The 25,254-nt window shown below is 72.5% G+C and carries 24 protein-coding genes; 13 read left to right on the top strand and 11 right to left on the bottom strand.

Features of this window, described 5'->3' with window-relative positions; translation table 11 throughout:
- Positions 1-24: 24 nt before the first annotated feature.
- Positions 25-777 carry a DeoR/GlpR family DNA-binding transcription regulator gene (locus AC1DT4_RS00345; RefSeq protein WP_477087773.1) on the bottom strand — a complete coding sequence of 251 codons (753 nt, stop codon included), beginning with the start codon at positions 775-777 and terminating at the stop codon, positions 25-27.
- Between the two features lie 47 nt (positions 778-824).
- Between AC1DT4_RS00345 and AC1DT4_RS00340 the strand changes: the two genes are divergently transcribed.
- From AC1DT4_RS00340 to AC1DT4_RS00330, 3 genes are all read left to right on the top strand, one after another.
- Complete coding sequence (locus AC1DT4_RS00340; RefSeq protein WP_477087772.1) at positions 825-1,232, top strand: DUF4406 domain-containing protein; 408 nt, start codon at positions 825-827, stop codon at positions 1,230-1,232.
- 110 nt (positions 1,233-1,342) lie between these two features.
- A complete protein-coding gene (locus AC1DT4_RS00335) occupies positions 1,343-2,488 on the top strand; it encodes a ScyD/ScyE family protein (protein ID WP_477087771.1) in 1,146 nt (381 codons plus the stop codon).
- 452 nt (positions 2,489-2,940) lie between these two features.
- Positions 2,941-3,561, top strand: a complete 621-nt coding sequence (locus tag AC1DT4_RS00330) for a CGNR zinc finger domain-containing protein (protein ID WP_477087770.1) — start codon at positions 2,941-2,943, stop codon at positions 3,559-3,561.
- Positions 3,562-3,592: 31 nt separating this feature from the next.
- Here AC1DT4_RS00330 and AC1DT4_RS00325 read toward each other — a convergent pair whose 3' ends face one another.
- The 3 genes from AC1DT4_RS00325 to AC1DT4_RS00315 are packed head-to-tail and all read right to left on the bottom strand — an operon-like array spanning position 3,593 to position 6,221.
- Positions 3,593-4,801: an acetyl-CoA C-acetyltransferase gene (locus AC1DT4_RS00325; protein ID WP_477087769.1), complete on the bottom strand. Its 1,209-nt coding sequence runs from the start codon at positions 4,799-4,801 to the stop codon at positions 3,593-3,595.
- A complete protein-coding gene (locus tag AC1DT4_RS00320) occupies positions 4,798-5,460 on the bottom strand; it encodes a 3-oxoacid CoA-transferase subunit B (protein WP_477087768.1) in 663 nt (220 codons plus the stop codon). Before AC1DT4_RS00320 ends, AC1DT4_RS00325 begins: the two co-directional genes overlap by 4 nt.
- Positions 5,457-6,221, bottom strand: coding sequence for a CoA transferase subunit A (locus AC1DT4_RS00315; RefSeq protein WP_477087767.1), 765 nt, complete (start codon positions 6,219-6,221; stop codon positions 5,457-5,459). Before AC1DT4_RS00315 ends, AC1DT4_RS00320 begins: the two co-directional genes overlap by 4 nt.
- Before the next feature lie 157 nt (positions 6,222-6,378).
- Here AC1DT4_RS00315 and pdhA point away from each other — a divergent pair, with 157 nt between their 5' ends.
- Genes pdhA through AC1DT4_RS00300 form a run of 3 tightly spaced genes read left to right on the top strand, consistent with a single transcriptional unit; the run spans position 6,379 to position 10,003 of the window.
- Positions 6,379-7,509, top strand: coding sequence for a pyruvate dehydrogenase (acetyl-transferring) E1 component subunit alpha (gene pdhA, locus AC1DT4_RS00310; RefSeq protein WP_477087766.1), 1,131 nt, complete (start codon positions 6,379-6,381; stop codon positions 7,507-7,509).
- The gene (locus AC1DT4_RS00305) at positions 7,509-8,516 is read left to right on the top strand and encodes an alpha-ketoacid dehydrogenase subunit beta (RefSeq protein ID WP_477087765.1); all 1,008 of its coding nucleotides are present in this window, start codon (positions 7,509-7,511) and stop codon (positions 8,514-8,516) included. The genes pdhA and AC1DT4_RS00305 overlap by 1 nt, the downstream gene beginning before the upstream one ends.
- A complete protein-coding gene (locus AC1DT4_RS00300) occupies positions 8,513-10,003 on the top strand; it encodes a dihydrolipoamide acetyltransferase family protein (protein WP_477087764.1) in 1,491 nt (496 codons plus the stop codon). Before AC1DT4_RS00305 ends, AC1DT4_RS00300 begins: the two co-directional genes overlap by 4 nt.
- Positions 10,004-10,055: 52 nt before the next feature.
- Here AC1DT4_RS00300 and AC1DT4_RS00295 read toward each other — a convergent pair whose 3' ends face one another.
- From AC1DT4_RS00295 to AC1DT4_RS00280, 4 genes are all read right to left on the bottom strand, one after another.
- Positions 10,056-11,234: an NAD(P)/FAD-dependent oxidoreductase gene (locus AC1DT4_RS00295; RefSeq protein ID WP_477087763.1), complete on the bottom strand. Its 1,179-nt coding sequence runs from the start codon at positions 11,232-11,234 to the stop codon at positions 10,056-10,058.
- An 85-nt stretch (positions 11,235-11,319) separates the two neighbouring features.
- Entirely contained in the window at positions 11,320-12,288 is a 969-nt protein-coding gene (gene sigJ / locus AC1DT4_RS00290; protein WP_477087762.1) for an RNA polymerase sigma factor SigJ, read from the bottom strand.
- Between the two features lie 297 nt (positions 12,289-12,585).
- Entirely contained in the window at positions 12,586-13,929 is a 1,344-nt protein-coding gene (locus tag AC1DT4_RS00285; protein WP_477087761.1) for an HNH endonuclease signature motif containing protein, read from the bottom strand.
- A gap of 382 nt (positions 13,930-14,311) precedes the next feature.
- The gene (locus AC1DT4_RS00280) at positions 14,312-14,908 is read right to left on the bottom strand and encodes an SACE_7040 family transcriptional regulator (RefSeq protein ID WP_477087760.1); all 597 of its coding nucleotides are present in this window, start codon (positions 14,906-14,908) and stop codon (positions 14,312-14,314) included.
- Positions 14,909-15,012: 104 nt separating this feature from the next.
- Between AC1DT4_RS00280 and AC1DT4_RS00275 the strand changes: the two genes are divergently transcribed.
- The 7 genes from AC1DT4_RS00275 to AC1DT4_RS00245 all read left to right on the top strand — a co-directional run bounded on the left by AC1DT4_RS00275 (position 15,013) and on the right by AC1DT4_RS00245 (position 22,719).
- The gene (locus AC1DT4_RS00275) at positions 15,013-16,620 is read left to right on the top strand and encodes a carboxyl transferase domain-containing protein (protein ID WP_477087759.1); all 1,608 of its coding nucleotides are present in this window, start codon (positions 15,013-15,015) and stop codon (positions 16,618-16,620) included.
- Positions 16,621-16,625: 5 nt separating this feature from the next.
- Positions 16,626-18,569 (top strand): acetyl/propionyl/methylcrotonyl-CoA carboxylase subunit alpha, encoded by a 1,944-nt coding sequence (locus AC1DT4_RS00270; RefSeq protein WP_477087758.1) that lies wholly within the window; start codon positions 16,626-16,628, stop codon positions 18,567-18,569.
- Positions 18,547-19,722 carry an acyl-CoA dehydrogenase family protein gene (locus tag AC1DT4_RS00265; RefSeq protein WP_477087757.1) on the top strand — a complete coding sequence of 392 codons (1,176 nt, stop codon included), beginning with the start codon at positions 18,547-18,549 and terminating at the stop codon, positions 19,720-19,722. Before AC1DT4_RS00270 ends, AC1DT4_RS00265 begins: the two co-directional genes overlap by 23 nt.
- A gap of 16 nt (positions 19,723-19,738) precedes the next feature.
- Positions 19,739-20,215 carry a MaoC family dehydratase gene (locus tag AC1DT4_RS00260; protein ID WP_477087756.1) on the top strand — a complete coding sequence of 159 codons (477 nt, stop codon included), beginning with the start codon at positions 19,739-19,741 and terminating at the stop codon, positions 20,213-20,215.
- An 11-nt stretch (positions 20,216-20,226) separates the two neighbouring features.
- Entirely contained in the window at positions 20,227-21,018 is a 792-nt protein-coding gene (locus AC1DT4_RS00255; protein ID WP_477087986.1) for an HpcH/HpaI aldolase/citrate lyase family protein, read from the top strand.
- A gap of 109 nt (positions 21,019-21,127) precedes the next feature.
- On the top strand, positions 21,128-21,214 hold the full coding sequence (locus AC1DT4_RS00250; protein WP_477087985.1) for a putative leader peptide: 87 nt from the start codon (positions 21,128-21,130) through the stop codon (positions 21,212-21,214).
- Between the two features lie 98 nt (positions 21,215-21,312).
- Positions 21,313-22,719 carry a dicarboxylate/amino acid:cation symporter gene (locus AC1DT4_RS00245; protein WP_477087755.1) on the top strand — a complete coding sequence of 469 codons (1,407 nt, stop codon included), beginning with the start codon at positions 21,313-21,315 and terminating at the stop codon, positions 22,717-22,719.
- A gap of 122 nt (positions 22,720-22,841) precedes the next feature.
- Here AC1DT4_RS00245 and AC1DT4_RS00240 read toward each other — a convergent pair whose 3' ends face one another.
- Genes AC1DT4_RS00240 through AC1DT4_RS00230 form a run of 3 tightly spaced genes read right to left on the bottom strand, consistent with a single transcriptional unit; the run spans position 22,842 to position 24,930 of the window.
- Entirely contained in the window at positions 22,842-24,158 is a 1,317-nt protein-coding gene (locus AC1DT4_RS00240; protein WP_477087754.1) for a hypothetical protein, read from the bottom strand.
- On the bottom strand, positions 24,155-24,451 hold the full coding sequence (locus AC1DT4_RS00235; protein ID WP_477087753.1) for a DUF7701 domain-containing protein: 297 nt from the start codon (positions 24,449-24,451) through the stop codon (positions 24,155-24,157). Before AC1DT4_RS00235 ends, AC1DT4_RS00240 begins: the two co-directional genes overlap by 4 nt.
- Entirely contained in the window at positions 24,448-24,930 is a 483-nt protein-coding gene (locus AC1DT4_RS00230) for a RipA family octameric membrane protein (protein WP_477087752.1), read from the bottom strand. Before AC1DT4_RS00230 ends, AC1DT4_RS00235 begins: the two co-directional genes overlap by 4 nt.
- Between the last annotated feature and the right edge of the window lie 324 nt (positions 24,931-25,254).

Below are 25,254 nucleotides of genomic sequence, written 5' to 3'. Positions count from 1 at the left end.
CGGCGCACCGGGCGCAGTCGTCCCTCAGGCGTGGAGCACGTGGACGCCGGTTCGCTCGAGCTCCGTGAGGATCGGGTGCCGGCTGTCGGCGTCGCTGACGATCCCAGCCACGTCGTCGAGCGGCAGGACGGGGAACGGGGACGCGGCGCCGATCTTCTCCTCGCTGGCCATCACCCAGGTCTGAGCCGCGCGGCGCGAGAGGGCGCGCTTCATCGCGGCCTCGTCGACGTCGCCGGTGGTGAGTCCCGTGTCGGGTCGCACCCCGGTGACGCCCATCAGGAACACGTCGGCGGTGATCTGGGCCGCTGCCTCGGTTGCGGCTGCGCCCGAGGCCACGACCGAGTGCTTGAAGAGGCGACCGCCGAGGATGAAGACGTCGGCCGGGTGGTCGACGAGCGCGACCGCGATCGTCGGGCTGTGGGTGATCACCGTCAGCCCGGCGTCGTTGGGCAGGGACCGGGCCACCTCGAGCGCTGTCGTGCCGCCGTCGAGGATCAGCGTGCTCCCCGGCTCGATCAGCTCCAGGCAGGCAGCGGCGACCCGCTGCTTGCTCGCCGTGGCGATCTCCTGCCTCCGCGCATAGCTCGCGGCGGCCGGCGCGACCGGGATGGCGCCGCCGTACACGCGCTGGCACAGACCCGCGACGGCGAGCTCGCGCAGGTCGCGCCGGATCGTGTCTTCCGACGTGTCCAGCTCTGCCGCCAGGTCCTTGGCCACAAGCCGTCCGTCGGCGTGGAGGCGCCCGAGCAGGAGTTCCTTGCGTTGCGCAGCGAGCATGTGCACGATCTTACACGTTCATGCCGATTCATGTACGGTGTTGGGCCATGACGAATCCCATGCTCATCCTCATCGCCGGCCCCTACCGCTCCGGGACGGGCGACGATCCCGACCTGATGGCGCAGAACCTCGAACGCCTCGAGCAGGCGGCGTGGCCGATCTTCCGCAGCGGGCACATCCCGATGATCGGGGAGTGGGTGGCGCTCCCCGTACTCACCAGTGCCGGGGCGGACGGCCCGCTCGACCCCCTGGCGGCCTCCGTCATGTACCCCACGGCGGAGCGTCTGCTCCAGCACTGCCACGCAGTCCTGCGCCTCGAGGGCGAGTCCACGGGGGCGGACCAGGACGTGGCAATCGCGCAAGAACGCGGACTGCCGGTCTACCGGGCACTGGAGGAGATCCCCGGCTACGTGCCCGGTCCCGCCACGGCGACGCCAGCGCGCAGCTCCGTCTGACTCGGGCTGTACAGGAAACGCACAGGCGCGGCATAGTCGAGTGTCCAGTTTGTCCGGCTTGTCGGCGATGGCGCCGCGGTGCCAGCCGACTGAGCGAAGGGTTCTTAGAGATGCGCTTTCGAACTCTCGGAGTCGCAGCGGCGACGGCAGGGTTGCTGGTCGCGGGCTCGATCCCCGCGTCCGCACACGGGAACGACGGCTGGGGCCATCACGGGACGGGCGACCTGTCGCGAAACTGGCATCCCGGTCACGGCGGCGGCAAGCCACCCGTCCTGAAGTCGACGACGACGGTCGCGGAGCATCTCGCCGGCCCGCTGACCTTCGACGTCGGTCCGTTCGGCAAGAGCATCGTCGTCGGGCAGGCGTTCGCCAGCCTGCTGTCCTCCGTCGAGCCCGGCCAGGCACCCACGACTCTCGTCGAGGAGGCACCGGGCACCGACGTCAGCGCCGTGTCGTCGCTGCTCGGGTGGACCACGTTCGCGACCCGCGTCGGCGACATGGAGTCCGTCAGCTCGTCCCTGCTCATGCGGCGCTCGCCCTCGGGCGCGGTGACGCAGGTGGCTGACCTCCTGCTCTACGAGCAGACCAACAACCCCGATGCCAGCACCACGTACGGCTTCACGGGCCTGACCGACGAGTGCCTCGCGCAGGTTCCCCCGTTCCTCGCCCCGTACCCCGGCGCGGTCGACTCCCACGGCTACGGCTCGCTGATGCTGCCCGGTGTCACGTTCGTCGCCGACGCCGGCGGCAACGACGTCCTGGCCGTCGACCGGCACGGGAACGTCCGCACGGTCGCCGTCCTGCCGCCGGCCGCGTTCACCGTCACCGCCGAGGTCGCCGCCGCGTTCGGCGTCCCGGACTGCGCCGTCGGTGCCACGTACAACCTCGAGCCGGTGCCGACGGACGTCGAGCTCGGACACGACGGTTGGCTGTACGTCAGCTCGCTGCCCGGGGGACCGGAGGACGGCACCTTCGGCAACCTCGGGTCGGTCTACAAGGTCAACCCGCGGACGGGCGCCGTGAAGCTCCTGGCCACGGGCCTGGCCGGCGCGACCGGGGTCGCCTTGTCGCCGAACGGGACGGTGTACGTCGCCGAGCTGTACGCGAACCAGGTCTCGACCATCAGCCGCAACGGCACGGTGACCCCGCTGGGTGCGTTCACGCAGCCGGCGGGCATCGAATGGGCCAACGGTCGCCTGTACGTCTCGACGAACGTGTTCACCGACGGGTCGATCGTCTCGGCGAAGGTCCGCTGAGACGTCCGCGGTCGGGCCGGGCCACGAGCCCGSCCCGACCGTGGATAGCGGTACCACTCCTCGTCGATGGAGGCGAGGTGGACGGCCGGGGTAGACGCGTCACGCGGCTGGAACGCGTGCCCGTGACGACGTGCTCGGTCCATCAACGCCTCAGCGGTAGATCGCCCGCGGGGCGCCGAGAGGGTCCAGCCTCTCCGCCGTCCACCGCAGAGAGGTGGCGACGAGCGGTCGCAGGAGGCCGCTGCGGCGACGTCGACGGGCCCGCTCCGGGAGCACGGGCGCCTCGGGCATCGCCGAGTGCGCCAGGTTCCACGTGGCCCGTGTTCCGATGACTGCAAGTCCGTCGATCATCACGATCACCTCCGCTACCGGCGAAATGGCTTATACAGGTAGCGTACGCCTGCGCTACCATCAAAACAAGATATGGAGGAAGCGGAGGGCGGAGGTCGGAGATGCAGCACGCGGTGCTCCCTGAGCTCGTCGGCGGGGCGCTGTGCCTCGATGTCGCGAACTCGGTGGACGGACGGGTTCTCGACGTCCCGCTGGACTTCCTGGCGACCTATGCCGACCTCGTGGACTGGGTGACGCGGGCCGGTGGCCTGTCCCTCGAGGAGGCCGAGGTTCTTCTGCGCCACGCAGACGCGGACCCCGGTGCTGCGAGCGACGAGCTGGTCCGCGCTCGCGACCTTCGTGAGGCGGTGTTCGCGCTGTTCTACGGACGAGCCACGGACGGCGGGGCAGACGCTGGGCACCTTGCGGCGGTCCAGGACGCCTACACCGACGCGCTCCGGCACGGTCGGCTGCAGCCGGACGGGTCCGACCTCCGCTGGACCTGGGACCCCGACCTGCGGCTCCCGCGCTGGCGGATCGCGCAGTCGGCGATCGACCTGGCGACGAGCCGGTCGCTCGGGAGGGTCAAGGCGTGCGCCTCGCAGGACGGCTGCCAGTACCTCTTCGTCGACACCTCGAAGAACGGCAGCCGCCGGTGGTGCAGCATGACGGACTGCGGCAATCAGGCGAAGTCGAAGCGCCTCACCGCCCGCCGCCGCGCGAATCGCGCCGACGGCCGGTGAGCCGGCCCCATCGGCCGTGCGGGGACGAAGGTCAGTCCGGGGTTCGGGAGATCAGCAGCGCCTCGCCCTGCCCGCCGCCGCCGCACAGGGCGACGGCCGCGCGTCCCTGGCCCCGCCGTGCCAGCTCCATCGCGGCGTGACCGGCCAGCCGCGCCCCCGAGGCCCCGATGGGGTGCCCGAGCGCGATCGCGCCGCCGTGGACGTTCGTCTGCTCGAGCGGGTACGCCAGGTCGCCGAGAGACTGCACGACGACGGAGCCGAAGGCCTCGTTGATCTCGATGAAGTCGACGGTCGACAGGTCCCAGCCGCCCCGCGACAGCGCGGCGGAGATCGCCGCGGACGGCTGGGAGTGCAGCGAGTTGTCCGGCCCGGCCACCTGCCCTGAGGCGCCGACGGACGCCAGCCAGGTGAGCCCGCGCGCCTCGGCCCACTCGCGACTGGCCACCACGACCGCGGCCGCGCCGTCGGTCAGCGGCGAGGCGTTCCCGGCGGTGATCGTCCCGTCCGCGGAGAAGGCGGGCCGCAACGAGGCCAACGACTCCACCGACGTCTCCGGACGGATCCCCTCGTCGAGAGCCACGACCACAGGCGCGCCGCGCCGCTGGGGCACCTCGACCGGCACGATCTCGTCGGCGAAGACGCCCGACTCCACGGCGGCGGCCGCGCGCCGGTGGCTCTCCACCGCGACGAGGTCCTGCGCCTCCCGGGGGATCGACAGCGCCTTGTTCCCGCGCTCGGTGGACGAGCCCATCGACTCGCGGTCGAACGCGTCGGTCAGGCCGTCGAACGCGAGGGAGTCGACCGCCTGGATGTCCCCGTAGGTCCACCCGCGCCGCGAGCCGGGGAGCAGGTGCGGCGCCTGGCTCATCGACTCCTGGCCGCCCGCGACGACGACGGAGGCCTCGCCCAGCCGGATCATCCGCGCGGCGTCGATGATCGCGGTGAGCCCGCTGAGGCACACCTTGTTGATGGTGGTCGCCGGCACCGTCCACGGGATGCCGGCCTTGACGGCCGCCTGCCGGGCGGGGTTCTGGCCGGCGCCCGCCTGGACCACCTGGCCCATGAGCACCTGGTCGACCTCGGAGGGGTCGACGCCCGACCGCGCGAGCGCGCCGCCGATGGCGACGGCGCCCAGGGACGCGGCGGACAGGGACGACAGCGACCCGTTCAGGCGCGCCATCGGAGTGCGCGCGAACGCGAGCAGCACGACCTCGCGGTCAGGGGAAGTCGACGAGCTCATGACAGCACCATCTCCTGCACATCAGAAGGAATCACCAGGGTCACGAGGGGAGTGGCCGCGACGACGTCGTCGGCGGACACCCCCGGGGCGCACTCGCGCAGCACGAGCCCGTCGGCGGTCACGTCCAGCACGGCCAGGTCGGTGATGATCCGGTCGACCACCCCGACGCCGGTCAGCGGCAGGGTGCAGGACGGCAGGATCTTCGCGGACCCGTCCCGCGCCACGTGCTCCATGAGCACGACGATCCGACGAGCCCCGTGGACCAGGTCCATGGCACCGCCCATGCCCTTGACCATCTTCCCGGGGATCATCCAGTTGGCGATGTCCCCGCCGACCGACACCTGCATCGCCCCGAGGATCGCGACGTCGACCTTGCCGCCGCGGATCATCGCGAACGAGAGCGCCGAGTCGAAGTACGACGCCCCCGGTGCGATCGTGATCGTCTCCTTGCCGGCGTTGATGAGATCCGGGTCGACGGCGTCGTCGGACGGGTACGGACCGACGCCGAGCACCCCGTTCTCCGACTGCAGGACCACCTCGACGCCGGGCGGGACGAAGCCCGGGACGAGCGTCGGCAGCCCGATCCCGAGGTTCACGTAGGACCCGTCGGTCAGCTCCAGGGCCGCCCGCGCGGCCATCTGCTCGCGCGTGAGAGTCATGAGACGGTCCTCCGCTCGATGCGCTTGTCGGCGACCTCGGCGGGTGAAAGTGCGACGACGCGGTCGACGAAGATCCCCGGCAGGTGGATGGAGTCGGGGTCCAGCGACCCGACCGGGACCAGCTCCTCGACCTCGGCGATCGTCACCGCGCCGGCGGCCGCGCACAGCGGGTTGAAGTTCCGCGCGGACGCGTGGAAGACGAGGTTCCCGTGCCGGTCACCCCGCAGGGCGCGCACCAGCGAGAAGTCGGTCGTGATCGCCTCCTCGAGCACGAACTCGTGCTCGGCACCCCGCACGGTGAACGTCTCGACGGGCTTGGGCGGCGACGACACGGCGACGCCACCGTCGGCGTCGTACCTCCACGGCAGACCACCGGAAGCCACGAGCGTGCCGACGCCGGTTCGCGTGTAGAAGGCGGCGATCCCGCTCCCACCTGCACGAAGACGCTCGGCGAGCGTGCCCTGCGGCGTCAGCTCGACCTCGAGCTCGCCGGACAGGTACTGCCGCGCGAACTCCTTGTTCTCGCCCACGTACGAGGCGATGATCCGCCGGATGCGACCGGCCTGCAGGAGCAGGCCGAGCCCCCAGTCGTCCACGCCGCAGTTGTTGCTGACCACCTCCAGGTCCTGGACGCCGGAGTCGAGCAGAGCGTGGATCAGCACGCTCGGGATACCGCACAAGCCGAACCCACCGACCGCGAGGGTCGCCCCGTCGGGGATGTCGGCTACCGCCTCGACGGCGGACTGGACGACCTTGTCCATTCTTGCCTCCTGTCGACGACGACATTGTGCGCCGTCTGGTCGACACTCGCGCCAGCCCATGGGCACAAGGTCCCTTGCCGACATACTCTGGCGGGACATCAGGCAATGGGGCCTAGCTTCACAAGAGCGACGGCTCCGCCACCAGACGGAGCGAAACATGTTGCGTACAGATGTGTCAGTCAGTCGTACCCGGACCACGACACAGCCCCGAACCGACGATCTCGTCCAGCTCGTGACGCCGGAGGGCGTCCGTCGCGAAGACCCCGTGCACGACCCGGTGGTCGCCGACGTCGACGACGAGCAGCTGACCCAGCTCTACGAGGACATGGTGGTCGTCCGCCGCTTCGACACCGAGGCCGTCGCGCTCCAGCGGCAGGGGCAGCTGGGCCTGTGGCCGCCGCTCCTGGGCCAGGAGGCCGCGCAGATCGGCTCGGCCCGCGCGCTGCGCACCGACGACTTCGTGTTCACCAGCTACCGCGAGAACGGCGTCGCGTACTGCCGCGGGGCGCAGCCCACCGACCTCGTGCGCGTCTGGCGCGGGACGGCCCTGGCCGGCTGGGACCCGCGGAGCATCGGCATGGCGACGCCGCAGGTGATGATCGGCTCGCAGACCCTGCACGCCACCGGGTACGCGCTCGGGTGCGTCAAGGACGGCGCCGACTCGGCCGTCGTCGCGTACTTCGGCGACGGTGCGACGAGCAAGGGCGACGTGCACGAGGCGATGGTCTTCGCCGCGAGCTTCCAGGCGCCGGTCGTCTTCTTCTGCCAGAACAACCAGTGGGCCATCTCGGAGCCGGTCGGCCTGCAGGCGCAGCGCCCGATCGCCGACCGCGCGCCCGGCATGGGCATCCCCAGCATCCGGGTCGACGGCAACGACGTCCTCGCGGTCCTGGCGGCCACGCGCGTCGCCCTCGACCGCGCGCGTCGTGGCGACGGCCCCACGTTCATCGAGGCGGTCACGTACCGCATGGGCCCGCACACCACGTCGGACGACCCGACGCGCTACGTCGACCCGTCGGACAAGGCGGAGTGGGCCGCGAAGGACCCGATCGCACGGCTCGAGCGCCTCCTGCTGGCGCACGGTGCGCTGTCCGACGAGCGCGCGGCCGAGATCAAGGCGAAGGCCGACGCGTTCGCGACGGCGATGCGCGAGGGCTGCTACGGACTGCCCAACCCCGACCCGATGAGCGTCTTCGACCACGTGTTCGTCGAACGGACAGCGGCGCTCGAACGCCAGCGCAGCCAGTACGCCGCCTACCTCGAGATGTTCGAGGGGGGTGAGGGCTGATGGCCACGATGACGATGGCCGGGGCGCTGAACTCCGGCCTGCGGCACGCGCTCGACGACGACCCGAACGTGGTGCTGCTCGGCGAGGACATCGGCACGCTCGGGGGAGTGTTCCGCGTGACCGACGGCCTGCAGCGCGACTTCGGCGCCGACCGCGTGATGGACACCCCGCTGGCCGAGGCCGGGATCATGGGCGTCGCCGTCGGGCTGGCGTACCGGGGGTACCGGCCGGTCGTCGAGATCCAGTTCGACGGCTTCGTCTACCCGGCCGTCGACCAGCTGGTCACGCAGGTGGCCCGCATCCACTACCGGACCGGCGGCGCGGTGCGGATGCCGATCACGGTCCGGATCCCGTACGGCGGCGGCATCGGCGCGGTCGAGCACCACTCCGAGTCGCCCGAGGCCTACTTCGCCCACACGCCTGGCCTGCGCGTGGTGACCTGCGCGAACCCGCAGGACGCCCACACGATGATCCGCCAGGCGATCGCGTGCGACGACCCGGTGGTGTTCTTCGAGCCGAAGCGTCGCTACTGGGTCAAGGGCGAGGTCGACGAGTCCCTTGCCGGCGCGCTGCCGCTGGACCGGGCGCGCGTCGTCGTCGAGGGGTCCGACGTCACGCTGGCCGCCTACGGCCCCCTCGTCGTGACCGCCCGGGACGCCGCGCTCGCGGCCCTGGACGACGGGCTGTCCGTCGAGGTGGTGGACCTGCGCTCGCTGTCGCCCCTCGACCTCGACACCCTCGAGGTGTCCGTGCGCAAGACCGGCCGCCTGGTGATCACGCACGAGGCCCAGCAGAACGGCGGCCTGGGCGCCGAGGTGGCGGCGAGCATCACCGACCGCTGCTTCGACGTGCTCAAGGCGGCACCCGTGCGGGTCACCGGCTTCGACACCCCGTACCCCGCGGCGAAGGTCGAGGACCACTTCCTGCCCGACCTCGACCGGATGCTCGACGCCGTCGACCGCGTGATGGGCAGACAGCACTCCCTGACCGGATGGAGGGCGTCATGATCCAGACGATCACGCTGCCGGACCTGGGCGAGGGCCTGACCGAGTCCGACCTGGTCGAGTGGACGGTCGCCGTGGGCGACACCGTCGAGCTCAACCAGGTGGTCGCCGAGGTGGAGACCGCGAAGGCGCTGGTCCAGCTGCCGTCGCCGTACGCCGGGGTGGTCGCCGAGCTGCTGGTCGAGGCCGGCGCCACGGTGCCGGTCGGGACACCGCTGCTGACGATCACGGTCGCGGAGTCGAGCAGTGTCGGCGAGGCCGCGACGCCCAGCCCGGCACCGACGTCGTCGACGCCTTCTGAGGACACCGAGGCCGTCGTCGAGACGGTCGCGCAGGCCGAGACCTCGGAGGCGGAGAGCGACGAGCCGACAGTCGAACCCCTGGCGCCTGCGGCGAGCGCCGCGCCCGCGCGGACGGCGGTCCTCGTCGGGTACGGGCCGCTGGCCGAGACCGGGGCACGCCCGCGCCGGCGGTCGAGGTCGGCGGACTGGGTGGCGGCGCACGCGATCGCCGACGACGCCGCGGCCGTGGCGCTCGCGGCCCGTCGCGTCGGTCCCAAGGTGCTCCCGCCGGTCCGCAAGCTGGCGCACGACCTCGGCGTCGACCTCAACCGGATGGAGGGCTCCGGCAAGGACGGCATGATCACGCGCGAGGACGTTCTGCACGTGGTGTCGGGAGCCGGCTCCGCCCCGGTGGTCGACCGGTCCGAGGCCCGCGCCGCGACGGTGAGCCGGCCGGCCAGCAGGACGACCGCGGCCCCGGCCGCGCGCGGACCCGTCTCCGGATCGGCCCGCGAGGTGCGCAGGCCCGTGGCCGGCGTCCGCAAGCAGACCGCCGCGGCGATGGTATCGAGCGCGTTCACCGCCCCGCACGCGTCGACGTCGCTGACCGTGGACGTCACGCCGACCCTGGAGCTGCTGGAGCAGTTCCGGGCCGACCGCGCGCTGGCCGGGCACCGGATCTCGATCCTCACGGTCGTCGCCAAGGCGGTGACGCTCGCCGTCCACCGCAACCCGTCGCTCAACGCGCACTGGGACGACGCCGCGGGCGAGATCGTCGAGTACGGGTACGTGAACCTCGGCATCGCCGCGGCGACCCAGCGTGGGCTGCTGGTGCCGAGCGTCAAGGACGCCGACGGGCTCCGGCTGCCCGAGCTGGCCGACGCGATCGGCACGCTGACCGAGGCCGCCCGAGCGGGCACCACGACGCCCGCCGACCTGGCCGGCGGGACGATCACGATCACCAACATCGGGGTGCTCGGCGTCGACACCGGGACGCCGATCCTGGTGCCCGGTCAGGCGGCGATCCTGGCGATGGGCGCGATCCGTCGGCAGCCGTGGGAGTTCCGGGACGAGATCGCGCTCCGGCACGTCATGACCCTGAGCGTCTCCTTCGACCACCGCCTCGTCGACGGCGCCGAGGCGGCCCACTTCCTCACGGACGTCGGCGCGGTCCTCGCCCGACCGGGGTCGGTGCTGAGCATGGTGTGACCGCGCCGGCGCGGGACGACGAGTCGTMCCGCGCCGGCTCGATCCGTCGGGCCTAGCGGGCCGCGGCCGCGATCGTCGCCGCCACCCCCGTCACCGCGCGCCGCCGCCGGGCCGGGTACGGCACGGGGTGGGCGACCATGAGCGCGGCGCCCGCGCAGACGAGCTCCTTGTACCGCGCGGCCAGGCGCCCGCCGGGAGCGAAGGACCGGGCGCGGTCGTCCGACGTGACCAGCTGGATGAGCCCGTCGCGGCGCCCGAGGCTGATGCACTGGTGCACGTAGCCCAGCGGCGTGCGGGGGAGCCTGCCGCCGGTGAGGCGCGCGACGATCGAGTCCGCGGCCTGCCACGACATCGGGATGCCGGAGGCGCACGACATGCGCAGCGAGTTTCCGACCGGGCCGTGCGCCAGGGCGGCGTCGCCCACCGCGTAGACGTCGGGGTGGGAGACGGACCGCATGGTCTCGTCGACGAGGATCTGCCCGCGGTCGGTGACCGCCAGCGACGACGCGGCGGCGATCGGGTGCACCGCGAAGCCGGCCGCCCAGACCGTGATGTCCGCAGGGATCCTCTCGCCCTCGTCCGTGACGACCCCCGTGGGGCCGACGCTCGCGACGCCGGTGTGCTCGTGGACCGTGATTCCGAGTCGGTCGAAGGTGCCGCGCAGGTGCTTCTCGCCCTGCGGCGAGAGCCAGTCGCCGAACCCGGCCCGCGCCGCGAGGGCGACCTCGAGGCCCGCGAAGGACTCGGCGATCTCGCTGGCCGCCTCGATGCCCGTCAGCCCGCCGCCGACCACGAGCACGCGCCCACCCGGGGACAGAGCCCGCAGCCGGTCGTTCAGCCGTCGCGCGCCGGACCGGCTCGCGACCTCGTCCGCGTGCTCGAAGACGCCGCGCACGCCGTGGTCGTCCCGGGCGCTGCCCAGCGCGTACACGAGGGTGTCGTAGCGGAGCTCGTCGGCACCCTCGAGCGCGACCGTCCTGCCGCCGACGTCGACGGACGTGACGCGGGCGACGCGCACGGCGACGCCCGTGCCGGCGAACATGCCGTCCAGCGGCCGCGGGCGCAGGTCCTGTCCCGTCGCCAGCTGGTGCATGCGGACCCGCTCCACGAAGTCCGGCTCGGCGTTGACCAGGGTGATCTCGACGTCGTCGGGGTGCAGGCGGCGGGCCAGTCGACCGGCGGCGGAGGCCCCGGCGTACCCGGCTCCGAGGATGACGATGCGGTGCTTCATGAGTCGCTCCTGTCGTGGATCGGTGTGCCTCCTGAACTGGACGCCGACCCGATCCCTGACAGGTGCGTGATGTGACGCTCGTCACTCACCAGCCGCTGAGCAACGGCTCCCCGTGGTCCGACTCCGCCCACCGGCGTGCCGCGCGCCCGAGCTTGTCGGGGTTGACCTGCGAGCGCACCGCGGCGATGCCGTCATCGGTCGCCTCCAGGCTCATGACGCCGACGAGCCGGTCGCCGACCACCGCGACCAGCGCGGGGCCGCCGTTCGCGGTCCAGGCGTAGAAGTCCGGGCTCCCGCCGATGAGCGCGCGCTTGGCGTCGGCGGGCCGGAACAGTCCGCGCAGGAACTGCGCGACGGCCGCCGCGCCGAAGAACGGCTTCGCGCGCGCCGGGACGTATCCGCCACCGTCACCGACCCCCGTCGCGTCGGCGGTCAGCAGCCGCAGGAGCGGCTCGGTCTTCCCGCTCGTGGCGGCCACCAGGAACTCCTCGACCACCTGCCGCGCGGCCGCCTCGTCCACCTCGGTGCGGACCTTCTCCGTGGCCATGTGCTCCTTGGCGCGGTGGAAGGTCTGCTGGCTGCTCGCCTCGGTGATGTCGAGCAGCTCGGCGATCTCGGCGTGCGAGTAGGAGAACGCCTCGCGCAGCACGTAGACGGCCCGCTCGTTCGGGGTCAGGCGCTCCATGAGCACGAGGACGGCGGTCGACACGGACTCCCGCTGCTCGGCGGTGTCCGCCGGGCCGAGCATCGGGTCGCCGGCGAGCAGCGGCTCCGGGAGCCACTCGCCCACGTAGACCTCGCGCCGCGCCCGCGCCGACTGCAGCTGCGTCAGGCACAGGTTGGTCAGCACCCGGGTGAGCCAGGCGGCGGGCACGCGGACCTGGTCGCGATCGGCGGCCTCCCACCGCAGGAACGTCTCCTGCGCCGCGTCCTCGGCCTCCGAGGCGGACCCGAGCAGGCGATAGGCGATGGCCTCGAGGCGCGGCCGCAGCGCCTCGAACACCTCGAGCTCCTCGGCCCGCAGAGGAGCCCTGTCCGCGTCTCGCACGCTCACCGTTCGACCCTACGACGTCCCGCCCGAGGACGGCCCGGCGGACCGTCGCCCGCCGATGCCGGCCGATCTCAGCGCCACGCCGGGGCCTAGAGGCTGATCGGTCGACGGCAGCCGCATCCTCCGGTCCTTCGCCTCACGGGCACGGTCGAGGGCAGCGCGTGCCCGTCGACAAACGCGTCGCTGTCGGGATCATCAAGCCGCGGCGTGCCGGGGAGTGCTCGATGAGGTCCGGGCGTGCCGCAGCGTCACGCGCGAGGTCGGCGCTCCACGCAAGCATCGCGCGGCCGTCATGCAGGCTCAGAAGGGTGGGTCGCCGATGTCGGGCGGCGGGGGTCGGTGCTCGAGGGCGTCGGGTGGGACCAGGACCAGGACCGGGCTGCGCGCGTAGGTCAGCCCGTGCCGGTCGGTCCAGGTCGAGACCCCAGTGGTGGGGTTGTAGGTGACCTGCCACCAGCCCTTCGTCTTGGCTTGGTGGTGGTGCTTGCACAGCGCGTGCAGGTTCGCCTCGCACGTTTGCGCGTCGTGACCCTGGTCGGTCGTGGTGCGGTCGTGGTCGAACGGGATGCGGTGGTCGAGCTCGCACCGGGTGGCCGGCTGCCGGCACCCGGGGAAGGTGCACGTGACGTCGCGGGCTTGCACCGTGCGGGTCAGGTCCGCACCGGGCCGGTAGGACTGGGTGCCCACGGAGCAGACCTGCCCGGTGGCCGGGTCGGTCAGCACGCGCCGCCAGGTGGCGTCCTGGGCGAGCTCGCGAGCCACCTGGGCCGGGATCGGCCCGTAGGAGCCGAGGAACCCTGGGTTGTCGTCGAGGCCGAGCAGGGTGGACGCGGCGACGTTGACCTGCAGGGCGGCGCGCTGCCCGTGCCGGGTGGGCAGGGGGGTGCCGTCGGGGGTGGCCTGCCGGTCCAGGATCCCGGTGAAGATGTCACTGAATGCGTCCGCGCGCCGCTGATCGACTGTCCGGTCATCCCCGTCCACGGCGGCGTTGCCGGCCAGGGCGTCGATCGCGGTGAACGCCGCGGTGGCCTCGGCTGCGGGCAGGTAGGCGATCAGGCGGGCCATCGCATCGGGCGCCAGCTCGAGGAACACGCCGCGCCGCTCGCGTTCGGCCCGGCGCCGCTTCTCCGGCACGTCGGGGTTGACCGCGAGCAGCACGGCCCGTACGTGCCGGGTCAGCTGCGGGGCGGTCAGCTCGGCGGCGTGGTTCACGGCGTCGGCGACCACCCGGTCGACGACGTCGCGGTCCAGACCGGCACCGCCCGTGTGGATCTCGGCCAGGATCACGTCGATCTTGCGCGCCTCGATCCGACCGGCCGCCCACGCGTCACCCAGCACGGGGTAAGTGCTGGTGTGGGTGGCGCGCAGGACCAGGTCCTGACCCAGGCGCCGGGTGCACACCAGGGCGCAGGCGACCTCGTCGGAGACCCGTTCCAGGGTGTCCATCGGGGTGCGGTCCGCCAGCTCGCGCACGAACCGGCCCTGCAGAGCCTGGAGCATCGCGACCGCCTGCTGCGAGGCCGCGATGGCGTTCACCAGCGCCGCACCCGACACGTCCGCGACCGGCACCGACGCGAGCAACGAAACGAGGTCCTCCACAGCAACGCCCGAGACCGGGACGTCCACGGCAGCCAGATCCACCACCCGCACACCCGGACCAGGCGCCGGCGCCGCATCGAGGCGAGACGCGCGCCCCGAGTCCGCCCACACCAACGGCGGGTGGGTAGCTGACATCGCTGAGGCTGCGGGATCGGTGACCTGCGGCCCGGGCGCGTTGGTATCGCGCGGGGTGGCGGCGAGCGTCGCGGTCGGGCGCCGATCAACCCCGACACCCGAGGCCCGCGCCATGACCTCGTCGCGCACCGGGGCATCCAACACCGCTGTCATCGTCGCCACCTCCCACCACCGGTACTCAACCGATCCGTCTTCGAACAAGTGTACGACTGGCTACTGACACACCGGCGGTGACCTGTGGAAAGACGAGAGCCGTTCACTGGGGAGAGTGGCAAGGGTGTGCGGTCGCGCGCTACCGCCCCAGCGCGGCCAGCGCCATCTCCTCCAGCAGCGCCCGGGTCCGCGCCACGGTCACCGACCGGGCGCTGTGCGGCGTCGAGTTGAGCAGCCCGAACGTGGCCTGCGCGCGCAGCCGCAGCTCGGCGCGCTCGGTCGTCGGGCTGAGTCGGCTGAGCACGTCGACCCAGACGTCGACGTAGCGTCGCTGCAGGTCACGCACCGACTCGCGGTCCTGCGGGGAGAGGGCGGCGAGGTCGCGGTCCTGCACGCGGATGACGTCGGGGTCGCGCAGCGCGAAGTCGGCGTGGAACCGGACGAGCGCGGCGAGGGCCGACTCGTCGTCGCCGGCGTCGGCCACGACGGTCCGACCCCCCGCGAGCAGACCTTCGCTGACGCCGACGAGGAGCGCGGCGAGCACGGCCTGCTTGCTGGCGAAGTGCCGGTACACCGCCGGCCCGCTGATCCCGACCGACGAGCCGAGGTCCTCGATGGACACGCCGTCGAAGCCGCGGCTGGCGAACAGCTGCGCGGCCGACGAGAGGAGCGCGTCGCGGCGCTCGGCCTTGGCGCGGCCGCGGGCGGTCGGCAGGGTCTCCAGCACGTCGGCCATCGGGGCTCCTTCGTGGACAAGGGCGTGCGAGAACTGTAGCCTCATTTCAGTTAGCGATCCCTAACTGAGTTGTCCTCTCCAGCCATCCCTTGGAGACCGCGTCGATGGAGATGCTCACCACCACGGCCGACCCCGCCGCGGCCACGTTCCTGGCGAACGACGAGTCCCAGCGCGCCCTCGTCGCGGAGCTGGACGACCGGCTGCGCACCGCCGCGCTGGGCGGACCCGAGCGGTCCCGGGAGCGGCACGTGACGCGCGGCAAGCTGCTGCCGCGCGAGCGGATCGACGTGCTGCTGGACGACGGCAGCCCGTTCCTGGAGGTCGCCCCGCTGGCGGCCTACGAGCTCTACGACGGCGAGGCGCCCGGCGCCGGGGTGATCGCGGGCATCGGCCTGGTGCACGGCCGGCACGTCATGGTCCTGTCCAACGACGCGACCGTGAAGGGCGGCACCTACTACCCGCTGACCGTCAAGAAGCACCTGCGAGCCCAGGAGATCGCGCTCGAGAACCGGCTGCCCTGCATCTACCTCGTCGACTCGGGTGGCGCGTTCCTGCCCAAGCAGGACGAGGTGTTCCCGGACCGCGACCATTTCGGCCGCATCTTCTTCAACCAGGCGCGCATGTCCGCGGAGGGCATCCCGCAGATCGCCTGCGTGATGGGCTCGTGCACCGCCGGCGGCGCGTACGTGCCGGCGATGAGCGACGAGACCGTGATCGTGCGCGACCAGGGGACGATCTTCCTGGGCGGACCGCCGCTGGTGAAGGCGGCGACCGGCGAGGTGGTGACCGCGGAGGACCTCGGCGGCGGCGAGCTGCACTCGCGGCGGTCGGGAGTCACGGACCACCTGGCGGAGAACGATGCGCACGCGCTGCAGATCGTGCGGGACATCGTCGCGACCCTGCCGGTCCCGACCACGACTGCGTGGGAGGTCCACGAGAGCCGACCGCCCAAGGTGGACGAGAGCCAGCTGTACGGCGTGGTCCCCACCGACCTGCTCACCCCGTACGACGTGCGCGAGGTCATCGCGCGCCTGGTCGACGGCAGCGAGCTGCACGAGTTCAAGCGCGAGTACGGCACCACGCTGGTCACCGGGTTCGCGCGCCTGCACGGGCACCCCGTCGGCATCGTCGCCAACAACGGGGTGCTGTTCAGCGAGTCCGCGCTCAAGGGCGCGCACTTCATCGAGCTCTGCGACCAGCGCGGCATCCCGCTGGTGTTCCTGCAGAACGTCAACGGGTTCATGGTCGGCCGGGACTACGAGGCGGGCGGCATCGCGAAGCACGGCGCGAAGATGGTCACCGCCGTCGCGACGACCCGCGTCCCCAAGCTGACCGTGGTGATCGGTGGCTCGTTCGGGGCCGGCAACTACTCGATGTGCGGACGCGCGTACTCGCCGCGGTTCCTGTGGATGTGGCCCGCGAGCCGGATCTCGGTCATGGGCGGCCCGCAGGCGTCGTCGGTGCTGGCCACGGTCCGCCGCGAGCAGCTGGAGGGCCGCGGCGAGACCTGGTCGGCCGACGACGAGGAGGCCTTCAAGGCGCCGCTGCGCGAGCAGTACGAGACGCAGGGCAGCCCGTACTACGCGACCGCGCGCCTGTGGGACGACGGGATCATCGACCCCGCCGACACCCGCCGCGTCCTCGGCATGGCCCTCGACGTCTGCGCCACGGTGCCGCTGGGCGAGCCGCGCCTCGGCCTGTTCCGGATGTGAGTGCCATGTTCCGGACCGTCCTCGTGGCCAACCGTGGCGAGATCGCCAGCCGGGTCGTCGCGACCCTGCGCCGGCTCGGGATCCGCTCCGTGGCGGTGTACACCGACGCCGACCGCGGCGCCAAGCACGTCGCGCTGGCCGACGACGCCGTGCGGATCGACAGCTACCTCTCCATCGACGCCGTGCTGGCCGCCGCCGTCGCGACCGGCACGGAGGCGATCCACCCCGGCTACGGCTTCCTCTCGGAGAACGCGGACCTCGCGCGGGCGTGCGAGGCAGCCGGCATCGCGTTCGTCGGCCCCGGCGTCAAGGCGCTCGAGGTCATGGGCGACAAGATCCGCGCCAAGGAGCACGTGTCGTCCGCCGGTGTCCCGGTGATCCCCGGCTCGTCGGTGGTCGACGCCGAGTCCGCCGCTCGCGTGGGCTACCCGGTGCTGGTCAAGCCCTCGGCGGGCGGGGGCGGCAAGGGGATGGTGGTCGTCGAGCGGGCGGACGACCTTGCCGACGCACTCGCCGGGGCGCGGCGCGTGGCCGCGGCGGCCTTCGGCGACGACACCCTGCTGCTCGAGCGCCTGGTCCGGACCCCGCGGCACATCGAGGTCCAGCTGCTGGCCGACGGCTTCGAGCACGTGATCCACCTCGGCGAGCGCGAGTGCTCCCTGCAGCGCCGGCACCAGAAGGTCATCGAGGAGGCGCCGTCGCCGCTGCTCGACGAGTCCACCCGCGCCCGCATCGGGGCCGCGGCGTGCGACGTCGCGCGCAGCGTCGGCTACGTCGGCGCGGGGACGGTCGAGTTCCTGGTGTCCGACGAGGCGCCGACGGAGTTCTTCTTCATGGAGATGAACACGCGGCTGCAGGTGGAGCACCCGGTCACCGAGCTGGTCACCGGGCTCGACCTGGTGGAGTGGCAGCTGCGGATCGCCGCCGGCGAGCGGCTGACCGTCGCGCAGGACGACGTGGTGCTCACGGGCCACGCGGTCGAGGCGCGCGTCTACGCCGAGGACCCGTCGCGCGAGTTCCTGCCGTCCACCGGGACCGTGCTCCTGCTCGACGAGCCCGGCGGGGAGGGCATCCGGGTCGACAGCGCGCTGGTCGAGGGGCTGGAGATCGGGTCCGCGTACGACCCGATGCTCGCGAAGGTGATCGCGTGGGCGCCCMCGCGCGCCGAGGCCATCGCGCGGCTGGACGGCGCGCTGTCGCGGACGACCGTGCTCGGCGTCCGGACCAACATCGAGTTCCTCCGCCAGGTCCTTGCGGACCCCGACGTCCGGGAGGGCCGGCTCGACACCGGCCTGCTCGGGCGGCTGATCCCGGGGCTGACCCCGCGGACCCCTCCCGTCGCGGCGTACGTCGCGGCCGCGCTGTCGCGGCACGACGCCTCCGAGACCGGCGCCTGGCGCTCCGACGGCTGGCGCCTGGGCGACCCCCGTGCGGTCCGCCACGACGTCGGCGGCGTCGAGGTCTCCGTGCTGGGCTCGACGGTCACGGTGGGCGACGAGCCGCCGGTCACGGCCGCGCTCGTCGGGCCCGGGGCCGTCGAGATCGACGGCGTCCTGCACCGGCTGCGCCTCGCGGCGGACGGGCCCGTCACCTGGGTGGGCGACCGCGGGTCGGCGTTCGAGCTCCGCTTCCGGAGCCGCGTCGAGCGGCTGGCCGACGAGCTGGCCACGCGCGCCCGCGGCACGCGCCCGGTGGACCCGGAGGTCCGTTCCCCGATGCCCGGCACCGTCGTCTCGATCGACGTGGCGACCGGCGACGACGTGGTCGTCGGCCAGGTCCTGCTGACGATCGAGGCCATGAAGATGGAGCACCGGATCGCCGCGCCCTGCGACGGCGTCGTCACGCTCTCGGTCCGACCGGCCGAGCAGGTGGCCCTCGACCGCGTGGTCGCCACCATCACCGTCCACCCCCACGAAGGGATCCGGCATGAGCTACGGACTGACTCCTGAGCAGCAGCGACTGAGCGACGAGGTGCGCGAGTTCGCGGACACCGTCGTCGCCCCCGCGGCCTACAAGTACGACACGCTGCGAGAGCTGCCCTACGAGATCATCGGCCAGATGGGCGAGATGGGGCTCTTCGGCCTGCCCTTCCCCAAGGAGTACGGCGGCCAGGGCCGGGACTACGTCGACCTCTGCCTGGCGGTCGAGCAGCTGGCGCGCGTCGACCAGTCCATCGCCGTCACCCTCGAGGCCGGCGTCGGGCTCGGGGCGATGCCGGTGTTCCGCAGCGGGACCGAGGCGCAGAAGCAGGAGTGGCTGCCGATGCTCGCGCAGGGCACCGCGCTCGCCGCCTTCGGGCTGACGGAGGCCGACGCCGGCTCGGACGCGGCGGGGACCAAGACCACGGCCGTTCTCGACGACGGCCAGTGGGTCATCAACGGCACCAAGCAGTTCATCACCAACTCCGGCACCAAGATCACGCGGCTGGTCACCATCACGGCGGTGACCGGGGAGACGGTCCGCGCCGACGGCTCCGTGAAGAAGGAGCTCACGGCGATCCTGGTGCCCAGCGGCACGCCCGGCTTCACGGTCCTGCCGGCCTACGACAAGGTCGGCTGGCACACCTCCGACACGCACCCGCTGCGCTTCGAGGACGTCCGCGTGCCCGAGGCCAACCTGCTGGGGGAGCGCGGCCGGGGCTTCGCGTCGTTCATCCAGACCCTCGACGAGGGACGTGTGGCGTTCGCCGCGCTGTGCACGGGTGCCGCCCAGGGCTGCCTCGACGAGGCCATGCGTTACGCCAAGACCCGCAACGTCTTCGGCCACGCGATCGGCGAGAACCAGCACATCGCGTTCACGATCGCCCGCATGGAGGCCCGCGTGCACTCCGCGCGGCTGGCCTGGTACGACGCCGCGAACCGCCTCGTCGCGGGTCGGTCGTTCAAGCTCGAGGCCAGCCTGGCCAAGATGATCGGCAGCGAGGCGGCGATGGACAACGCCCGCGACGCGACGCAGATCTTCGGCGGCAACGGCGTGATGAACGAGAACCCCGTGGCGCGGCACTACCGCGACTCCAAGATCCTGGAGATCGGCGAGGGCACGACGGAGGTCCAGCTCATGGTCATCGCGCGCGAGCTGGGGTTCGCCGGGGCGTCGCGATGAGCAGAGAGGTGGCGCCGTGAGCCGGGACGTCGAGCAGCGCGGGCTCTACTACGAGGAGCTCGAGCTGGACACGCGGTACCTGCACCGGCCGGGGCGCACCCTGACGGAGGCGGACAACGTGCTGTTCAGCACGCTGACCATGAACGGCCAGGCCCTGCACCTCGACGCCGCCTGGTCGGCCGGGCAGCCGTTCGGGCAGCGGCTGGTGAACTCGATGATGACCCTGGCGGTGCTGGTCGGCAGCTCGGTCGACCAGCTCACGCAAGGCACGATCGTCGCCAATCTCGGGTTCACCGACGTGGCGTTCCCCCACCCGCTGTTCCACGGGGACACGCTCTACTCCGAGACGGTCGTCCTCGAGAAGCGGCTCTCCGCGTCGCGGCCCGGCCAGGGGGTGGTCACGCTGAAGCACACCGGCAAGAACCAGGACGAGGTCGTCGTCGCCACGGCCACGCGCTCGGTGCTGTTCTGGTGCCGGGAGGCCGCGCCGTGACCGACTTCGCGATGGGCCCGGCGCTGCTCTTCTGCCCCGCCGACCGGCCCGAGCGCTACGAGAAGGCCGCGGACCGGGCCGACGCCGTGATCCTCGACCTCGAGGACGCGGTGTCGGCCGACGCCAAGGCGGCCGCCCGGTTCAGCCTCAGCGACCTGCCCCTCGACCCCCGGCGCACGATCGTCCGGCTCAATCCCGCTGGCACCGACGACCTCTGCGAGGACCTCCGCGCCCTCATGGCGACGCCGTACCGGACCGTCATGCTGGCCAAGACCGCGTCGGCCGACGACGTCCGCCCGCTAGCCCGCTACGACGTGATCGCGCTGGTCGAGACGGCGGCCGGCGTCGTCAACGCCGCGGCGATCGCCGCCGAACCGAACGTCGTCGGCCTGATGTGGGGCGCCGAGGACCTTGTCGCCTCGCTGGGCGGGACGTCGAGCCGCGGGCCGTCGGGCGCGTACCGGTCGGTGGCCGCCCACGCGCGCTCGACGGTGCTGCTGGCCGCGGGGGCGTTCGGCAAGGCCGCGATCGACGCCGTGCACCTGGACATCGGGGACGTCGACGGCCTCGCGGCCGAGGCCGCCGACGCCGCGGCCAGCGGGTTCGCCGCGACGGCGTGCATCCACCCGTCGCAGGTCGCGGTGATCCGCGCGGCGTACCGGCCCGACGAGGCCGAGGTCGCGTGGGCGCGGGCGCTGCTGGAGGCCGCGGCCGGTCAGCGCGGGGTGTTCCGGTGGGACGGGCAGATGGTCGACGGGCCGATCCTGCGGCACGCGGAGCGGGTGCTCGACCGCGCGAGGTGACCGGCCTGCCCGGGTGTGACGTCTCTCTCGTACGCGATCGGGAAGCATCTGCGTCGCCGCCTGTGTTGCGCCCGGAGTCAGCTGTCACCGAACCAGGGAGTACCCCCGCGTGAGCACGTGGAACCTGACCGAGCGCCTCGCCGTCGACCTGCACCGAGTCGCCAGCGCGCTCTGTCGTCCCGTCCACGGTCGCTGAACCGCCCCGGCTCCGCCGCTCCGAACAGCGGTCGGATGCCCGTCCCTCCCTCGTCGTGACCCGCGCGCCTGACCGAGGCGCGCCCCGAAAGGCTTCTTGTGTCTGACACCTCCACGCAGCCGAAGCGCCGGCTGCGCCTCCCGTCCTTCTCCGTCCAGGTCCTCCTCGGCCTGGGCCTCGGCGTCCTCCTCGGCTGGATCGCCCTCCAGATGGGCCCGACCGCGTCGGGCGATCCGAACTGGCTGACCACGACGCTGGACACCATCGGCTCGTCGTTCGTGACCCTGCTCAAGGCGATCGTGCCGCCGCTCGTCTTCCTCGCCATCGTCACGTCGATCGCCAACCTCCAGCAGGTGACCAACGCGGCCCGGCTCGCCTGGCAGACGCTGCTCTGGTTCGCGATCACCGCGGCGATCTCCGTCGCGATCGGCATCGGGCTCGGCCTGCTGTTCCAGCCCGGCAACAACTCGACCCTGAGCCCCGAGGCCGGGTCCGAGGTCGGCGTGACGGGCAGCTGGCTCGACTTCCTCAACGGCCTGATCCCGGGCAATTTCCTCGGTCTCGGCGCGAGCACGGCGGACCATGACGGCGCGCTGTCGACGTCAATCTCGTTCAACGTCCTGCAGATCGTGGTCATCGCGATCGTCGTCGGCATCGCGGCCCTGCGCAGCGGCGCCGCGGCCCAGCCGTTCCTGGCGTTCACGCGCTCGGCGCTCGCGATCGTGCAGAAGGTCCTGTGGTGGGTCATCCGGCTCGCCCCGCTGGGCACCCTGGGCCTCATCGGCCGCGCCGTCGCGACGTACGGCTGGGACCTGCTGGCGCCGCTCGGGTCGTTCGCCGTGGCGATCTACGTCGGTCTCGCCCTCGTGCTGTTCGTCGTCTACCCCGCGATCCTGCGGACCAACGGGCTCGGCGTCGCCAGCTACTTCCGTGGCGCGTGGCCGGCGATCCAGCTCGCGTTCGTCTCGCGCTCGTCCGTCGGGACGCTGCCCGTGACTCAGCGCGTGGTCGAGCGGAACCTCGGCGTGCCGCGGTCCTACGCCTCGTTCGCGGTGCCGCTGGCGGCGACGACGAAGATGGACGGCTGCGCCTCGATCTACCCGGCGATCTCCGCGATCTTCGTCGCGCAGCTGTTCGGCATCGACCTCTCGATCACCGACTACCTGCTCATCGCGTTCGTGTCCGTCGTCGGGTCCGCGGCCACCGCCGGGCTGACCGGCGCCGTCGTCATGCTGACGCTCACGCTCTCGACGCTCGGCCTGCCGCTCGCCGGCGTCGGGCTGCTCCTCGCGATCGACCCGATCCTCGACATGGGCCGCACCGCCGTGAACGTCGCGGGGCAGGCTCTCGTGCCGGCGATCGTCGCCAAGCGCGAGGGGATCCTCGACCTCGACCGGTACGCCTCGGCCTCCGCCGAGGACATCTTCGAGGACGACGACGCCGAGGCCGACCTCACGGTCGACAGCCCCGCCGCCGACCGGCGCGAGCCCGTCTCCGTCGGCTGACCCCGAGCCCCTCGAGCCGGACGCGGTGCACGACCGGCCGCGTCCGGCCCGCTCGTCCCCGGCCTCCGGCGAACCGTCTGACCCATGGCAGGCACGGGCCCCCCGGCCGAGGGCCGTGAGAGTCAGGACGTCGTCGCACGCGGCCGACCCTGCGGAGCCGCGGGTGCCGGGGCCGCGACGGTTGTCCAGAGGTGCCGCTCGAGGCTGCGCGAGAACTGGCCGACGGTCGTCGGATCACTGCTGTACGCCAGCACCTCGTGCCCCTCCAGCACGCGCTCGATCTTGCCGATGACCGACGTCGGGGCCGCCGCGAGCACGTCGTACTGCGGCACGTGCCAGCCGGCTGGGGCCGTCCGGGCGACGTCGGGCAGGAACCGCGCCAGACGATCGACGTGGCCGATGTACACGCACCGGCCGTCGTCGTTCTCCGACAGCTCCCGGATCTCCCACAACAGGCTCTCGGTCGGGCGGGAGACGTCCACCAGTGTGACCTCGGTACTGGCGAGCAACCGGCTCACGGCGCGGCGCCACATCGCGTTGGTCGAGGTGACGACCATGAGCTGAGGGCTGAAGACCCGGCGGGACATCCGCTCGACCAGCGTCCCGACCGCCTCCACGTCGTCCGCGTCCTGCACCGACTGCCGCCCGGCACCGTCGGCCGTCTGCGCGCTGCGCTCGACACGTCTCGCGAGCAGGAACGCAGGGAAGAGGAGCCGACGGAGCACGCCGAAGACGAGCGTCGTCGCGACGAACACCAGCACGATCGTCGTCGCGACCTGCGCGGGCGACTCGATGCGCAGCGGTGATCCGTCGAGCAGGCCGCCGGGAAGGAGCTCGGCCGGGTCGGCCACGGTGTTCGCCGCCCACGCGAGGGTCCCCACCACGGCGACGAAGGTCACCACCGACAGCCGGCCCACGACCTTGCCCACCCGCTCCGATGCCGCGCGCGAGAACGTCCTCACGCCGGACCGGCGGGCGCCGACCGCCTGCACGTCCGAGTCGTCGAGCGTGACCACCCGCCACGACCGGCCGAGCACGGCGAGCGCAGCGGTGACGACGCGCGTCGCGTCGTCGTACCCGAAGCGACGCAGGAACAGCACGGCGTGACGCCGCCGACGAAGCAGCACCAGGCCGAGCCAGAGCACGACCGCGGACGCCGCGAGGCCGGCCGCGACCCGGAGCCCGGGTCCCACGAGCGTCTGCGGGTCCACCACCGTGGCCGAGCCGCTCCAGGCCAGGTTGACGTCGAGCCGGCTGAGGAAGTCGGCGACGTACCCCAGCGCGACGACGACGGCGACCACCGCCACCACCGACACGACGCCGCAGACGCCCGCGATCCCGAGCCCCATGAGCAGCACGCCGACGACGCTCGCCGCCGACGCCGACGAGCTCCTGCCGGCGCCGCGGGCCGGCACGTCGAACACCACGTGGACCGTCATGACGGCTCCCGCATCGACCGGGCGGTACCGACGATCGCCCGCAGGAAGGGCTCGTCCAGCGCGCGCACCTCGGCGGGGAGCTCGTCGTAGGACCGCAGCGCCTCGTGGTCCGCGTCGCGCGGCGTCATCCACGCGACCCAGGCGTCGTGCACGTCGCTCCCGGTGACGTCCTCGCCCTTGGCGCGCAGGAGGACCGCGTAGGCGAGGAACAGCGGCTCGGCGTCCGGCGGCACGCGGGTCCCGCCGGGCAGGTGGGCCCGGATGGCGTCGGCGACCTCGTCCAGGTACGTCATGACGTGGCCAGGTAGACGGCGAGCGTCACGTTGATCAGCAGGAACACGACGGGGACCACCCGTTCGACCGTGCCCAGCTCGGCGTACCGCGGCTGCCAGTGCGTGATGGGGTCGCGCCGCAGCGCGTCCCACTCGTCGGCGAAGATCTGGTGCGACAGCTCGGTCTCGAGGTGCGTGATGACGGCGAACTTCGCGCGGTTCAGCGTGCGGTAGCTACGCAGGAGCAAGAACCACGTGGCCGACGTGACGGCTCCGGACAGGCAGACGGCCACCATCACCCACGGGTCCGAGCCGCGGTCGGACAGGAAGCCGAGCGCCGCCAGGATCGCGCTCTGCAGGGCGACGAAGAAGCTGTTGGCGACGCCGCGCCGCGCCGACACCCGGTCCGCCATCTCCACGGCGAGCTTGTAGAGGTCCATCACCTCGCCGTTGGGGCGCGCGCCCACGGGCGGCTGCGACGGGGCCGGGTTCGACGTCACGACCATCTCCGGAGCTCGGCGGACGGGTGCTCACCACGATAGGAGCCCGCGCGCGTCCCCGGGATACCGCCCGATGCGTCCCACCTCGCGGCGGAGCCGGCCCCGGACGGCCTCAGCTCGCCGCGACCGACTACCGCTGGACGCGGAGGAGCTGCTCCTGCGGGTCCCAGCCGACGGGTGGCTCCTCGATTCCAGCCGACCGCCAGGGCATGCCGCGGCCGATCCAGCGCTCGCGCCAGGACTCGTACGTGTAGTGCTGGACCTCGTCGGTGTATCCGAACTCGAAGCCGCATGACGGGCAGATCTCGTACGACCCCCCGCTCC

The sequence above is a fragment of the Cellulomonas sp. P4_D11 genome (assembly GCF_056401915.1).
Note: the sequence above shows the minus strand (reverse complement) of the source record. Positions and strands in the feature narration are given on the sequence as shown.

Excerpts from the sequence above, each read along its gene's own strand:
- AC1DT4_RS00320 (WP_477087768.1), bottom strand. The coding sequence starts at position 5,460 with ATGACTCTCACGCGCGAGCAGATGGCCGCGCGGGCGGCCCTGGAGCTG.
- AC1DT4_RS00315 (WP_477087767.1), bottom strand. The coding sequence starts at position 6,221 with ATGGACAAGGTCGTCCAGTCCGCCGTCGAGGCGGTAGCCGACATCCCC.
- AC1DT4_RS00265 (WP_477087757.1), top strand. The coding sequence starts at position 18,547 with ATGAGCTACGGACTGACTCCTGAGCAGCAGCGACTGAGCGACGAGGTG.
- AC1DT4_RS00280 (WP_477087760.1), bottom strand. The coding sequence starts at position 14,908 with ATGGCCGACGTGCTGGAGACCCTGCCGACCGCCCGCGGCCGCGCCAAG.
- AC1DT4_RS00330 (WP_477087770.1), top strand. The coding sequence starts at position 2,941 with ATGCAGCACGCGGTGCTCCCTGAGCTCGTCGGCGGGGCGCTGTGCCTC.
- AC1DT4_RS00255 (WP_477087986.1), top strand. The coding sequence starts at position 20,227 with ATGGGCCCGGCGCTGCTCTTCTGCCCCGCCGACCGGCCCGAGCGCTAC.
- AC1DT4_RS00345 (WP_477087773.1), bottom strand. The coding sequence starts at position 777 with ATGCTCGCTGCGCAACGCAAGGAACTCCTGCTCGGGCGCCTCCACGCC.
- AC1DT4_RS00340 (WP_477087772.1), top strand. The coding sequence starts at position 825 with ATGACGAATCCCATGCTCATCCTCATCGCCGGCCCCTACCGCTCCGGG.
- AC1DT4_RS00335 (WP_477087771.1), top strand. The coding sequence starts at position 1,343 with ATGCGCTTTCGAACTCTCGGAGTCGCAGCGGCGACGGCAGGGTTGCTG.
- pdhA (WP_477087766.1), top strand. The coding sequence starts at position 6,379 with ATGTTGCGTACAGATGTGTCAGTCAGTCGTACCCGGACCACGACACAG.
- AC1DT4_RS00325 (WP_477087769.1), bottom strand. The coding sequence starts at position 4,801 with ATGAGCTCGTCGACTTCCCCTGACCGCGAGGTCGTGCTGCTCGCGTTC.
- AC1DT4_RS00235 (WP_477087753.1), bottom strand. The coding sequence starts at position 24,451 with ATGACGTACCTGGACGAGGTCGCCGACGCCATCCGGGCCCACCTGCCC.
- AC1DT4_RS00275 (WP_477087759.1), top strand. The coding sequence starts at position 15,013 with ATGGAGATGCTCACCACCACGGCCGACCCCGCCGCGGCCACGTTCCTG.
- AC1DT4_RS00295 (WP_477087763.1), bottom strand. The coding sequence starts at position 11,234 with ATGAAGCACCGCATCGTCATCCTCGGAGCCGGGTACGCCGGGGCCTCC.
- AC1DT4_RS00240 (WP_477087754.1), bottom strand. The coding sequence starts at position 24,158 with ATGACGGTCCACGTGGTGTTCGACGTGCCGGCCCGCGGCGCCGGCAGG.
- AC1DT4_RS00305 (WP_477087765.1), top strand. The coding sequence starts at position 7,509 with ATGGCCACGATGACGATGGCCGGGGCGCTGAACTCCGGCCTGCGGCAC.
- AC1DT4_RS00300 (WP_477087764.1), top strand. The coding sequence starts at position 8,513 with ATGATCCAGACGATCACGCTGCCGGACCTGGGCGAGGGCCTGACCGAG.